At 48.6% G+C, this 13,962-nt stretch carries 11 protein-coding genes; 1 reads left to right on the plus strand and 10 read right to left on the minus strand.

Annotated elements, in window-relative coordinates; genetic code table 11:
* Positions 1–46: 46 nt before the first annotated feature.
* The 10 genes from IC230_RS08485 to pdxH all read right to left on the minus strand — a co-directional run bounded on the left by IC230_RS08485 (position 47) and on the right by pdxH (position 11,333).
* Entirely contained in the window at positions 47–1,378 is a 1,332-nt protein-coding gene (locus IC230_RS08485) for a TolC family protein (protein ID WP_191038534.1), read from the minus strand.
* 59 nt (positions 1,379–1,437) lie between these two features.
* Positions 1,438–1,914, minus strand: a complete 477-nt coding sequence (locus IC230_RS08490) for a MarR family winged helix-turn-helix transcriptional regulator (protein WP_191038535.1) — start codon at positions 1,912–1,914, stop codon at positions 1,438–1,440.
* 197 nt (positions 1,915–2,111) lie between these two features.
* The gene (locus IC230_RS08495) at positions 2,112–2,495 is read right to left on the minus strand and encodes a VOC family protein (RefSeq protein WP_191038536.1); all 384 of its coding nucleotides are present in this window, start codon (positions 2,493–2,495) and stop codon (positions 2,112–2,114) included.
* A gap of 84 nt (positions 2,496–2,579) precedes the next feature.
* Complete coding sequence (locus tag IC230_RS08500) at positions 2,580–2,960, minus strand: helix-turn-helix domain-containing protein (protein ID WP_191038537.1); 381 nt, start codon at positions 2,958–2,960, stop codon at positions 2,580–2,582.
* Between the two features lie 129 nt (positions 2,961–3,089).
* Positions 3,090–4,487 carry a PQQ-dependent sugar dehydrogenase gene (locus tag IC230_RS08505; RefSeq protein ID WP_191038538.1) on the minus strand — a complete coding sequence of 466 codons (1,398 nt, stop codon included), beginning with the start codon at positions 4,485–4,487 and terminating at the stop codon, positions 3,090–3,092.
* A gap of 223 nt (positions 4,488–4,710) precedes the next feature.
* A complete protein-coding gene (locus IC230_RS08510; protein WP_191038539.1) occupies positions 4,711–6,483 on the minus strand; it encodes an ABC transporter ATP-binding protein in 1,773 nt (590 codons plus the stop codon).
* 171 nt (positions 6,484–6,654) lie between these two features.
* The gene (gene acs / locus IC230_RS08515) at positions 6,655–8,553 is read right to left on the minus strand and encodes an acetate--CoA ligase (RefSeq protein WP_191038540.1); all 1,899 of its coding nucleotides are present in this window, start codon (positions 8,551–8,553) and stop codon (positions 6,655–6,657) included.
* A gap of 125 nt (positions 8,554–8,678) precedes the next feature.
* A complete protein-coding gene (locus IC230_RS08520; protein ID WP_191038541.1) occupies positions 8,679–8,894 on the minus strand; it encodes a DUF6814 family protein in 216 nt (71 codons plus the stop codon).
* An 85-nt stretch (positions 8,895–8,979) separates the two neighbouring features.
* Positions 8,980–10,551 (minus strand): MFS transporter, encoded by a 1,572-nt coding sequence (locus IC230_RS08525; RefSeq protein ID WP_191038542.1) that lies wholly within the window; start codon positions 10,549–10,551, stop codon positions 8,980–8,982.
* A 140-nt stretch (positions 10,552–10,691) separates the two neighbouring features.
* Complete coding sequence (gene pdxH / locus IC230_RS08530) at positions 10,692–11,333, minus strand: pyridoxamine 5'-phosphate oxidase (protein ID WP_191038543.1); 642 nt, start codon at positions 11,331–11,333, stop codon at positions 10,692–10,694.
* Between the two features lie 96 nt (positions 11,334–11,429).
* Here pdxH and IC230_RS08535 point away from each other — a divergent pair, with 96 nt between their 5' ends.
* Positions 11,430–13,841, plus strand: a complete 2,412-nt coding sequence (locus IC230_RS08535; protein WP_191038544.1) for a DUF349 domain-containing protein — start codon at positions 11,430–11,432, stop codon at positions 13,839–13,841.
* Positions 13,842–13,962: the final 121 nt, after the last annotated feature.

Genomic DNA, 13,962 nt, shown 5'->3' on the forward strand with positions numbered 1-13,962 from the left:
AATTGTATTGCCTGCTAACGACCGCTCCGGCGGCCCGGCGCTCCGGTTAGAGTTGATTATAGAAATTAAGTAAGTTGCCCCTCGACTGTTCCAGATCAAGACGAGCCTGATACAGATTGATGAGCGAATTGATGTAGTCTGATTGCGACTGGCGGTAGGACGTATCGGCATTAACCAGATCGGTCAGCGACTTAACGCCCTGTTTGTATTGCAGCGTCGTGATGTTGTACACCTCCTGAGCCAGCTTTACGTTTCGATCGCCGTTCGTTACGTTCGTCTGCGCTTTTTGAATCTGCGATTGAGCGTTGTTGAACTGAAGCCGGTAAGCCGCTACGTTCAGGCGTTGCTGTTCTTCCTGGGTTAGTACCGTTAACCGTTGCTGTTTCACCTGCGCATCGCGTTGGAAACCGTCGAAAATAGGAATGCTCAGCCGCAGACCAAAACTACCGAAACCGACGAAATTGCTGAACAGTTTATCGAGCGTTTGCGCACCCAGGTTGACAGTACCATAGTTAGCCGTCAGGCCTAGTGTGGGTATATAACCAGCCTGAATCCGCTTTAATTGCAATCGTTGCAGCTCCAGGTTTGTGGCAGCCTGTTGGAACGAAACCAGACTTTGGGCATCAAACGGCGTCTGTTCCACAACAGGAAGTTGCGTCAGCAGTGTTGAGTCAGCCAAGACCAGATTTTGATCGTCTGGTAAGCCCATCTGGTACTTCAGGCGATTGTAAGCCAGATTCAAATCATTTTCGGCCAGCGTCAACTGCGACTGTGTACTGTTGTAACTCACTTCGGTGCGCGTATAATCGACGGGCTGAATAACCCCATTATCCCGTTGTAGCTTCAGAATATTGAGTACCTGTTGCGTCCGCTGAAGGTTGTCACGGAGCAGGGCAATCTGTTGCTGTGCGATGAAAACCTGATAATAATTGCTGGCGATATTATAGATAATGTCCTCACGGGTTTGGCGGGTATTCAGCTCGGCCAGTTGCTGGTTCGGCTTGTTCGCTTTAATGCCAAGCAGCAGCGACCGGTCGAAGATCGTTTGTGTGGCCTGCGCAGTCAGGTTGGTCTGGTATTTCTGTCCGATTATAAATACTTGCGGTTCAGGTCCAAAAACCCCCGCTGGAATGACACTTCTCTGTAGCTTAATATTGTTTACAGCCGTTCCCGTCGCTGAGATCTGGGGTAAATACTGGCCCAGTGCCTGGCGAGCCTGCTGATCCGCCGTTTGAACCTGATACTGAGCGATACGTACCGTTCCGAAATGCTGGAGGCCGTAGTCGATGCAATCCTTTAACCGAAAGCTGGTGGTCGACTGGGCCCAGCCACTTTGTGCCAGCAGAAAAAATAAACCCAGTGCAATTTTATGTTTCATACTTTCAATAAGGTTGATGTGTCTACTGTAGATATATCAACTAATTAATTAAAAAAATACTATTTGTCTAGTAGGGAAGAAATTTTCCGTAACGTCGTCATAAAGGAATCTAATTCCTCAGCTGGTAACTGGTCGGTAACCTGCTTATCAATACCTTCTGCTGTCTGGATAACCTTCTCGATAACCAGTTGCCCAGCCGGTGTTAACTGGATCAGATTCTTACGCCGATCAACATCATCGGAGACGATACGTAGGTAGCCATCCCTTTCTAATGTGCGTATGGAGCGTTGAATACCCGATTTGTCCTTGTGAAGCAGATTCGCAATCTCCTGTTGCGACGGCAAATCATCGCCCGAAAAGTAGATTGTGAACAGAATAGGCAGTTGCTCAAGCTGTAAGCTAAAGCCCGAACGGACCAGTTCACGGTTTGCTTTCTTGCCCATCAAATGACCCACGTGGGTAATTGTAAAGATGGACAGCTTACCCATCCGTCCCGATATCTTCTTCCGTAGTTCTGCTTCTTTGTCAATAACCATGGTACAAATGTAATAGCTTGTTGATATATCAACTAATATTTTGTGAAAAAAGTTTTTTCATGCCTGAGCGTGTTACGTAGTTGTTGTAAATGGGGTGGGGGCAAATTATTCGAGTCAACAAACCCCTAAATCCCCTGAAGGGGACTTTGTCTAAATATGAGCAAAGTCCCCTTCAGGGGATTTAGGGGTTAACCGATCTAAACCTGAACGATCTGGATATTATTGCCACAGGTGTCATCAAAGACGGCAATCGTGGCAGGTCCCATAGTAGTTGGTTTCATGCTAAACACGACACCTGCTGTTGCCAATCGTTCGAACTCCTGCTGAACATCATCGACATTGAACATCGTCGCTGGGATTCCCGCGTCGAATAGCGCTTTCTGGTACGTTTTAGCCGGTGGGAACGCCGTCGGTTCCAGTAATAACTCGACACCATCTTTTTCTTCCCTATAGACAACGGTCAACCATTTATGATCGCCCATCGGGATTTCCGTCTTTTTGACGAATCCCAGTACATTGGTGTAAAAGGTCAGGGCTTTCTCCTGGTCATTGACCATCAGGCTGGTTACTTTAATTTTCATGCGTTTAGGTTCCGATTATGAAGGACTTCGCTTTTGGCAAAGGTCTGAAAGAGGAAGCTTGTACACTTCTTGAAAATTGCTTTTTTACGTAGCGAGCCTTTTCCGGAAGGTCGACGGTGTTACGCCGGTTATTTTCTTGAAAAGCGCAGTGAACGAACTAACGCTGTCAAAACCAACGGCGAAGCAAACTTCCCTGATGGTTTTCTCCGTACGTAAAAGCCGTTTCGCCTGTGCAATTCGAACCATCGTCAGGTACTGATACGGTGTCTGACCGTAATTCTGTTTGAAAAGCCGTATGAAATGAAACTTGGACAGAAAAGCAGCTTCAGCGATGTCGCTCAGGCGTATAGACGTAGCAAACTGGCTGTCAATAAACCGTTTTGCCTGAATGATCTGCCTGCATACATATTCGTTTGGATAAACCTCTTCCCGGATTTTTAGAAACTGCTGATGATAATAGGTCATAGGGCGTTTACCGGGAAATTGTCAGGTGAAGACGTACTGGTCGGTTTTGAAACCGTGCTGGCGGAGATTTTAGAAGAATAAGAAAGCGCTGAACATACGTATCCAGCGCTTTTCGATATTGTTTTCCTTCTACTGAGCTACCGGCATCAGTCGAAATACGTAGCCTGGTTGTTCGACGGATACGTAGAGATAGCCATCGGGGCTTTGCTTGATATTCCGTAAACGACCGATGTTTTTCAGAACGTTTTCCTGTTTTACGATTTTATTGCCTTCCATCACGCAGCGATTCAGGTATTGGAAACGTAGCGAACCGATCATCAGATTGCCTTTCCAGCCCGGATACTTATTGCTGTCAACAAACGTAATACCGGATGGGGCAATAGACGGAAGCCAGTACGTAAGTGGCTGCTCCATACCTTCTTTAGCTGTAAGATTCGTAATTGGCTTGCCGTCGTAGTTGATGCCGTAGCAGATAACCGGCCAGCCGTAATTCGCTCCTTTTTTGATCAGATTGAGTTCATCACCTCCGCGCGGACCGTGTTCGTGTTCTAGAATCTCACCGCTGGCTGTTACAATCAATCCCTGCGGGTTCCGGTGGCCGTACGAATAGATGGATGCCTTCGCGCCTTTCTCTTTCGCAAATGGGTTGTCTTCGGGAATACGTCCGTCATCATAAATGCGGTGAATTTTACCCAGATCATTCGCTTTCGATTGCGGGTTTTCTTTCTCGTTTCCTCGCTCACCAACGGAGAAAAACAGATAGCCTTTTTTGTCGAACGCCATCCGCGAGCCGTAGTGATGGCGGGTTTTGGAATAGGGGAGGGCTTCGAAAATCACTTTCTGGTCAGTCAACGTAGCACCAGCCAATTTGGCCCGCATGATGGCTGTAGTCGATAATTTCTGACCACCTTCGTCCTTCACCGCTGAATACGAAAAGTAGACAAGACCATTTTTCGCGAAATCGGGATGCAACGCTACGTCCAGAAGTCCCCCCTGACCTTCGGCCAATACGGTCGGGCCACCCGTCACGTTGGTCTTTTGGCGCGACTTGTCAATCCGGTAAATATCGCCGTTGCGATCTGTAACCAGTAACTCTTCGTTGGGTAGAAAAACCAATCCCCAGGCCGAGCTAAGTCCGGAAACGACGGTATCTAATTTAACCGTCTGCCCTTCGGACGAAAAGACGTTTGAGGTAGGTTTGCTGGCGAATTTGTACTGATCGACGTTTTTCAGACTTTCAGTAATCAGGTCGGCCAGTTCACCGATTTCAGTGGCGTTCAGCGTTGCTTTCCAGGATGGCATACCCAGATCAGGATGGCCTTCGGAAATACTCTTCTCTAAATCAGGTTTGGTATTGCCGAACTTCCATTTGCGATCTACGAACGCTTCCACTTTTTCGCCGTGGCAGGAAGAACAGTACGTCTGATAATTTTCTCGGGCTGTTTTTGCGACGGGGTTGGGGTCAATAAGAAAACTGCTCAAGAGGAATACAGCTGCAAAGGCTGTGCCGATGAGGTAGCGTAACATAGGTAGGAGAGGTTATTTATACGTGAAGGTTGGAATGCGATGTTTTTACTATCCGTCGGAATGATTCGGCTCTTGCGCTTTTCGTGCTGTCGGGTTCAGAACCCGACCGTTTGAGGTTTCCCAAAACCTAATTTCTGGATCGTTCGGTTTTAAGAAACCTTACATGTCAGTTTTTAGAAACTGACACCACAGACATACTAATCATAAAATCTGCGTTCTATTATCAGGCAGTCACTAACTCTTTGCGTTCACCAATTTGTTGCCGCCACATAGCGTAGTACAAGCCTTTGCGCTCTAATAACTCGGCATGACGCCCCTGCTCCACGACGTGGCCCTGTTCCAGAACAAAAATCCGATCAGCGTGAAGGATTGTGCTCAATCGGTGGGCAATCAGGATTGTAATGTGTCGGCGCGAACCGGATAAATCACGTACCGTTCGGCCAATTTCCTCTTCGGTCAGCGAATCCAGCGCCGATGTCGCTTCATCAAACACCAGCAGCGCAGGTTTGCGGAGAAGCGCACGGGCAATACTCAGCCGTTGTTTTTCGCCACCCGATACTTTCACACCACCCTCGCCAATGACCGTATCGAGTCCCTGCGGAGCGCGGGCCAACAGCGAGTCAGCGGCCGCCTGATGCAGGGCTGTCAAACATTCGGCGTCAGTGGCGTTGGGCGCGACGAAGCGAAGGTTCTCGCGGATAGTTCCGGCAAAAAGCTGCGTATCCTGCGTCACAAAGCCGATTTGCTCCCGAAGTTCGTCTAGGTTTACTTCATTTCCGGGAATGCCATTGTATAATATCTGACCACTGAGCGGTTTATACAAACCGACCAGCAACTTCACGAGGGTAGTTTTTCCCGAACCGCTAGGACCGACAAACGCAATAGTCTCGCCGACTTCCGCATCAAACGTAATGCCATCGAGAGCGGGTTTTTCGGCGGTGAGGTGTTTGAAATGAACATCCTCAAAAGCCAGTGTTTTGAGTGCTTTGACGGGTTGTGGGAGGGCTGGTTTAACGTCGCGGGGTGTATCCAGAATTTGCTGAAAATTCGCTAATGACGCTTCCGTCTCCCGATATACGTTGATGATATTGCCCAGTTCCTGCAACGGTCCGAAGATGGCGAAGGAGTAAATGAACAGCGAGAAAAACTCACCCACCGTAATTTTGCCCTGCACCACCAGAAACAGCATAAGCAGCATGATCGCGTTACGTAGCAGGTTCACAAACGTACCCTGCACAAACGACAGTGACCGGATATAGCGCACTTTTTTGAGTTCGAGCTTCAGAATTTTCTCGGTTGTGGCGTTCAGTCGTTCCGTTTCCTGCTGCGCCAAACCAAGGCTTTTTACCAACTCGATGTTCCGTAAGCTCTCCGTCGTTGAACCGGCCAGTGCCGTGGTTTCGGCGACGATGGTTTTCTGAACCGTCTTAATTTTCTTGCTCAGTAGCGAACTCACAAAACCCAGCAGCGGAATAGTCAGGAAGTAAGCCGGAGCTATGGGCCAGTAGACCGTAGCGGCATACCACATTACAAAGATGATGCCCACCACCGACGTAAAGAGCACATTGACAAACGATTGAATCAGCTTCTCGACGTCGGTACGTACCTTCTGCAACTTGCCCAGCGTCTCCCCCGACCGCTGGTCTTCAAACACCTGATACGGCAAGTCGAGCGAATGCCGGAGACCATCCGTATAGAGTCGTGCTCCCAGCCGCTGCGTAATCACATTGACGTAGTAATCCTGAAAATTCTTGGCAATGCGGCTGACCATCGCCACGCCAAGCGCCTGCAAAATCAGCAGACCCGCCCCGTTTTTCAGGAAGCCCCAGAAGTCGATGGTTCGCAGGCTACCGCCCGGCTTCACTACGTATTGGTCAATGATTTTCCGGAAAATATACGGATCGAGCAGCGAGAAGATCTGGTTGATCGCTGCCAAGATTAGCGCCAGTGCCAACAGGCCCCAATAGCGCCGTAAATAACTGTAAAGGAGTTGCATAGATTTGTTGGTGGTAAGGCCGCAGTCAATGCCAGTTGATGATTCGGACGTACTAAATGCCGGACTGCTTCTTTCCCTGCAACAAAAAAAGTAGCGTTTTGAGTCAATTTGACGGCATAAAAAAACGCCGGACGTTTCTGTCCGGCGTACTTATAAACTGTGAACTAAAACTTATATCGCTCCTGCCTTAATATCATCGACTACTGCTGGATCAAGCAGTGTTGACGTATCACCGAGGTTACTGATGTCGCCTTCTGCAATTTTGCGGAGGATTCGGCGCATGATTTTGCCGGAGCGGGTTTTAGGTAGGCCCGTTACAAACTGGATTTTGTCAGGTTTGGCGATAGGTCCAATTACCCGCGTAACGGTTGCCAGAATGTCGCGTTTGGTTAGCTCGGCATCATGGTCGGAAGGCTGCTGATCGTCGGTGATGACGTAGGCGTAAATACCCTGGCCTTTGATGTCGTGTGGATAACCCACTACGGCGCTTTCGACTACACCCGTGTGCATGTTAATCGCGTTTTCGACCTCAGCTGTGCCGATGCGGTGGCCCGATACGTTCAGTACGTCGTCTACGCGGCCTGTGATGCGGTAATAGCCGTCTTCATCGCGCAGACAACCATCGCCCGTAAAGTATAGACCCGGATACGTAGCGAAATAGGTTTGACGGCAACGTTCGTGATCGCCATACGTAGTGCGCAGGATACCCGGCCACGGAAATTTCATGCACAGGTTTCCGCTAACGCCATTGCCTTCAATTTCTTTACCGTTTTCGTCCACCAGAATCGGTTGAACACCCGGCAGTGGCAACGTAGCATATGTCGGTTTGGTTTTAGTAACACCAGCTATGGGTGAAATCAAAATGCCGCCGGTTTCGGTTTGCCACCACGTATCAACAATTGGGCAGCGATTTTTACCAATATGATCATCGTACCAGTGCCAGGCTTCTTCGTTGATTGGTTCGCCGACAGAACCCAGCACCTGTAAACTGCTCAGGTCGTGGTTCTCGACTTTCTCTAACCCAAAGCCCATCAATGACCGAATAGCTGTTGGCGCAGTATACAGAATATTGACATTGTGCTTATCAGTAATGTCCCAGAACCGGCCACAGTCGGGATAGGTAGGCACACCTTCAAAAATGATTGACGTAGCACCACTGGCGAGAGGTCCATAAACGATATAGCTGTGGCCGGTAATCCAGCCAATGTCAGCCGTACAGAAAAATACCTGGCCCGGTTCGTACTGGAATACATTTTGAAAGGTATAGGCCGCATACACCATGTAGCCTCCGCACGTATGCACAACGCCTTTGGGTTTGCCTGTACTGCCGGATGTGTACAGAATGAACAGCATGTCTTCGGCGTCCATTTCTTCGGCTGGGCAGTCGGCGGTAACTTGCTTAAGTTCCTGTTCCCACCACACGTCGCGGCCTTTCAGCATCGAAACTGGGGTGCGGGTGCGCGTCATCACAATTACCCGCTGAACGCTCGGACAACCAATCAGCGCATCATCTACGGTATTTTTCAGCGGGACTTCTTTGTTGCCTCGGTACGATCCGTCGGCCGTAACGACGACTTTACATTGGGCATCGTTGATCCGGTCGGCGATGCTCTGCGCCGAAAATCCGCCAAATACCACCGAATGTACGGCTCCAATCCGAGCACAGGCCAGTACGGCAATCGCCAGTTCGGGCACCATCGGCATGTAAATACAAATGCGATCGCCCTTGACGACGCCGTTACGTTTCAATACGTTGGCGAACCGGCAAACCTGGTCGTGCAGCATCCGGTAGGTCAACGTAACACCCGCTTCGTTTGGGTCATTGGGTTCCCAGATGATAGCGGGTTGATCACCCCGTTCGGCAAGGTGTCGGTCGAGACAGTTTTCAGTAATGTTGAGTTTGCCGCCAACGAACCACTTAATGTTAGGTTCATCGAAGTTCCATTGGAGGGTTTTGGTCCAGGGTTTGCGCCATTGAAAGTTCTGCGCGATTTCGGCCCAGAATTCTTCAGGGTCTTCGACGCTTTTCTGATAAGCAGTCTGGTATTCGTCAAAGGTTCGGATACGCATAATCAATTATTGACCGGAACGCCGGTCCGATGAGAGAATGAGCAAATAAGTGAATGAATATGCAGCTACAAAGCTATTCACTTTTTCACTTCGGCGTTCCGGTTCGCTCATTCGGTACTAAGAATTTAAGAATCGTACTCACCGTCGAGAGCGTACTTGCCAAACAGAATCAGTCCACCCACAACGATAGGGACCAACACACATAGGACCACCCAGCCGAATACGCGGTCTTCGAGTTTATCGCTGCCGATTTTGATCAGACTGTCTGTAATGCGGTCGTAACCAGCGTAGATACCCAATAGGATCCATACAACGCCGAGGTATTTTTTTAGTGAAGCCATAAATAAATAGTGCGTTAACGAATGGGGGCCATAGCAGACGTAGTGAATCCTTGGTAGAAAAATAATCGCTTGTTCACTTATAAAGTTAATCGTCTGCAGTGCTGTAACTTTTGTTGTTTAAATACAGTAATCCAATGACGAAACAGACGCCAGCGACCAGCATCGGGTACCAAAGGCCTTCGAGATAAGGTTTTGCCACCGAACCTGGCACAGCATCATTCGCTTTGGTTGCCGTAGCGACGAGTGCTGTGGCGATGAAGGGCGTTAATCCACCGAAAATACCGTTACCAATGTGATACGGCAGCGACATCGATGTGTATCGAATCCGGGTCGGGAATAACTCGACCAGAAAAGCCGCAATAGGCCCATACACCATCGTTACGTAGACAACCTGCACAAATATCAGCAAGACCATTAACCAGAAACTACCCGTGGGCAACGTAACGGCTTTTGTAATTTCCGGTTTGGTAGGCGCGTTTGTTGCGTTAGAACTTGTTACGCTTTTCTCAATATCTTTCGCAACAAGACCTCCTGCATAAAAATGCGTGGTCGTCATTGTCATTATCAAATCGCCATTTTCCTGTTTGGCCAATGTACGATTAATCGTTTGCGCATCGGTAAACTCCTGCTTCTGGCTTACATCTGCCAGGCTATACATTTTGTCGTAAATCGGACGATAGGTCAACACGCCAAGCGCCATCCCAGCCAGCATGATACCCTTACGGCCAATACGGTCCGACAAACCGCCAAAGACAACAAATAACGGCGTAGCGGCCAGAAGGGCAATCGCGACAATGGTGTTCGATTGCACAAACTCGATATTACAGGCTTTCTGAATAAACGACAGCGCGTAGAACTGCCCCGTATACCAGATAACGCCCTGCCCGGCGGTGGCACCAAACAACGCCAGGAGCACCATTTTTAGGTTTTGTTTCTTTCCAAAACTCTCCGCCAATGGATTTTTCGAGAGATTGCCTTCCGTTTTTAATTTCGAAAACAAAGGCGACTCGGCCATCCGAAGCCGAATCACAATGGATACCGCCACCAAAAGAATAGACAGAAGAAACGGAACGCGCCAGCCCCAGTCCGAAAATTTGTCAACACCCAGCGACTCGCGTGTAAGGAGAATGACGCCCAACGAGACGAATAAACCTAACGTAGCAGTCGTCTGAATAAAGCTGGTATAATATCCCCGTCGACCTTCGGGTGCGTATTCTGCTACGTAGGTAGCAGCCCCGCCGTATTCACCGCCGAGCGCCAGCCCCTGAATTAAACGTAGCAGCAAGACGAGTAGGGGAGCCCAGAAGCCAATCGTTGCGTAACCCGGAATCAGGCCGATTGCGAAGGTGGAACCGCCCATCAGCACCAGCGTTACCAGAAAGGTATATTTCCGGCCAACCAGATCGCCCAGTCGCCCGAAGACCAGCGCCCCAAAGGGTCGCACAACAAACCCAGCCGCAAATGTCGCCAGCGTAGACAGGAGCGCAGCTGTAGGGTTGTCTTTCGGGAAAAACTGCGAAGATAAAATTGCGGCTAAACTTCCGAAAATATAGAAATCATACCACTCGATGAGCGTTCCGACCGACGAAGCAGAGATGACACTAAATAACGTTCGGTTGGAAATAGCCTGAGGCTTTTTGGCTTTACTGCCGGACATAAACAAAAGGGAGAAGCAAGTTCTCGCTCAAAAGCAACCCTTTCCCGATTTTTACCGTAAAGTGATTTAACCACAGAGACACAGAGTACATAGAGGTTTCTTATTCTTAGTGAACTCTGTGCCTAAACCCCTTTAGAATTCTATGGAGACAATCGCTCGATCAGCCAGTTGTTTTCATCTTTTCGATAGCGGATACGATCGTGCAGGCGGCTGGGGCGTCCCTGCCAGAATTCCAGTACGTCAGGTAAAACTCGAAAACCACCCCAATAAGGTGGACGCGGTACCGGTTGGCCTGCAAACTGCGCTTCGAGTTCGCGCTGGCGAGTTTCCAGTACGTCGCGATTGTCGATCACGGAACTCTGGTGCGATACCCAGGCTCCAATTTGGCTCCCGCGCGGACGACTGTTGAAATAAGCGTCGGATTCTGCAGCGCTTACTTTCTCAACGCGTCCTTCAATACGCATCTGGCGTTCGAGTTCAGGATAAAAGAAGGTTAGCGTTGCAAACGGATGATCGGTAAGTTCTCTTCCCTTACGACTTTCGTAATTGGTATAGAATGTAAAGCCAGTGTCCGATACGTCTTTGAGTAGCACAATTCGCCCGTCAGGACGTCCATTGGCAGTAACGGTGCTCACGTGCATCGCGTTTGGTTCGGGAACACGGGCACTGAGAGCCGCATCGAACCAACGCCGAAACTGGGCAATTGGGTCTGATAAAACATCGGTTTTATCTAAACCGCTTAACGTGTATTCGTTGCGTAAATCGCTGATTGATGCTGACATTCAGTAAGGTTGCCATAATGGCTTTTCAATAACTGTACTACAGAAAAATTCGCATAATAATCGTACTTTTGCAAAAGTAATCGGTACGTTCCCAACATGGCAAACCAAGAACAGGAAATTAACCAGCAACCAGCAACCTCTACTGAAGCTACTGGTTCGTTGGCAGTGCATACTCCCGAACCCTCTGAAAACTCTACTGAACCGGCTTTGGTTGAGATGAAAGACCCTGACCCAAAAGTGGAGGATACAACCACCCAACTTTTGGAGGAAGATCCAACGGCCCCTCAGGTCGAAGAGCAAACGGGAGTACCTCGTGTAGACAATACATCATCTGATATACCCACGACTGGTGAACTGGTCAAAGAATCTTTGGACACAACGCAGGAGATAAACTCTGTTGAAGCTGATGCATCTGCTTCAGAATCACAGACTGTGACAGAAACGCCTGTTGCAACAACGGAATTGCCTGCAGAAGAATCACCCGCTGTTGTCGGCGATTCATTTGCAGAAGCACCATTGGATATACAGTCAGCAGCTACGACTCCGCTTGTCGAAGATCCGGAAGCGCCCATTGCTGATGGAGCTTCTCAGGTAGCTCCTGAACTACCAGCCGATGCTGACGTACCGGCAACTCCGGCTCTCATTATTGAAGAACCGGTTGGTGACGACATAAAGGCACAATACGCTGATATGCCTGAGCCTGAAGATGAAACTACATCTCAGCCAACGGTTGATTATAGTCAGTTCTCAAAGGCTGATTTTGTCAATTTGCTCGAAACGCAAATGGCTGCGATCAGTGTCGCATCGGTTACACCAGGTGATTTCAAGAAAGCCGATCAGATTTTGAAGGAAATTAAGCCTTTGTTTGATCAGATGAAACGGGCCGAGCGGGAGGCTGCCTTACAGGCTTATGTTACGGATACGGGCGCTGAAGAGGGTTTTGAGTATAAACACGATGATTTAGTTCAGCGCTTCGATGAGCTTTACAAGCAGATCAAGAGCCAGAAGAATACGTATTTTCAAAATCTTGATAAAGCAAAAGATACCAACTTTGCTTCAAAAACAGAGTTGCTGACTCGTTTACGTGAACTTGTCGAAAACGATGAGAATAGCGCGGGCGATCCAAAAGTAAGCTGGAACGAGTTCAAGAAAATTCAGGACGAATGGAAAGCGGCCGGAAATATGAACTCGCCCCATAATGCTACGCTCTGGGCTACGTATCATGCGCTCGTTGATCGCTACTATAGCAATCGAAATATTTATTTTGAATTAAAAGAACTCGACCGGAAACGGAACACTACGCTCAAGACGGAAGTGATTGAGAAGGTCGAAGCGATGGCTAAAGCGTCGGAAGAAACCTCCGTAACACGTCAGACGATCGACGAAGCCAACGCTTTGTTTGAAGAATATAAACACATTGGACCGGCTCCTAAAGCTGAGCAGGAAGTACTGTGGGGCCGTATGAAAGCTGCCCTGGACGTACTGTATGACAAACGTCGGGATCAGACGAATGAGCAGCGTAAAGAATCGGCTCAGCTTTACGAGGAAAAATCAGCGATTTATGAGGAATTAATTCCCATCACGTCGTTTACGTCGAACAGTATCAATGACTGGAACGACAAAACGAAAGCTGTCATGGCCCTGCAGGACCGCTGGAACGCTATCAAAGGGCCAATGCCCCGCGAAGAAGGGAAAGAATTAAGCCGGAAGTTCTGGGCTGCTTTAAAAACATTCTTCCATAATAAAGGTGAGTTTTTCAAACAGTTGGAAAGCAAGCGGGAAGAAAACCTGCGGGCTAAAATTGATCTCTGCGAACAAGTAGAAGCTATTCTGGCATCCGGAGAGGAGTCCCCTGAGGTAACACAGACGGTCATTGAATTACAACGGCAGTGGAAGAATATTGGTCAGGTGCCGGAAAAGCAGAAAAATACAATTTTCGACCGCTTTAAAGCCGCCTGCGACGCATTCTTCAATAAAAAACGCTCGAAAAATCAGGAAACAGAACGCGAGTTTGAAGATAACTTAGCTCAGAAAATTGCGCTTATCGAACGAATCGAAGCTGCTGCAACGGCCAACGCAGACCTTTCGCAACTCAACGAGTTCAAGAAAGAATGGAACGCTATTGGCTTTGTTCCGAAGAAGGACATGCAGACAACTCAGAAACGTTACATCAATGCCGTAAATGCATTGGTGGGCTCAACGGGTAAAATTCCTGCTAAAGATAAGGAGCGTATTATGCTTCAGAGTGAAGCCGAAGCCACGCGCGGAGGAGGCCGGGACCGGGATTCCTATCGTGGCGATCGTGATGGAGGCAATAAACGTGAGAGCGATATCCGTCGACGAATTACGACTATTGAAAACGATATTGCTACGTATCGAAACAATATTGAGTTCTTTGCCCGCTCGAAGAATGCCGATAAGCTCCGGGCTGATATCGATAAAAAAATTGCCGATGCTGAAAAGCAATTAGCGGATCTACGGCATCAGCTTCGCGTAGCACAAGCATAGATGATCGTGAAAAAGCGAGAATGGGTTCTTGATCTAATCAGACACAGATACTCTTTCTCGCTTTTTTTATTTGTCAGCTTGCACTAAAGCTGCAAAATCACTACTTTTGCATCACAATTCG

Source organism: Spirosoma validum (assembly GCF_014699035.1).
Lineage (GTDB): Bacteria > Bacteroidota > Bacteroidia > Cytophagales > Spirosomataceae > Spirosoma > Spirosoma validum.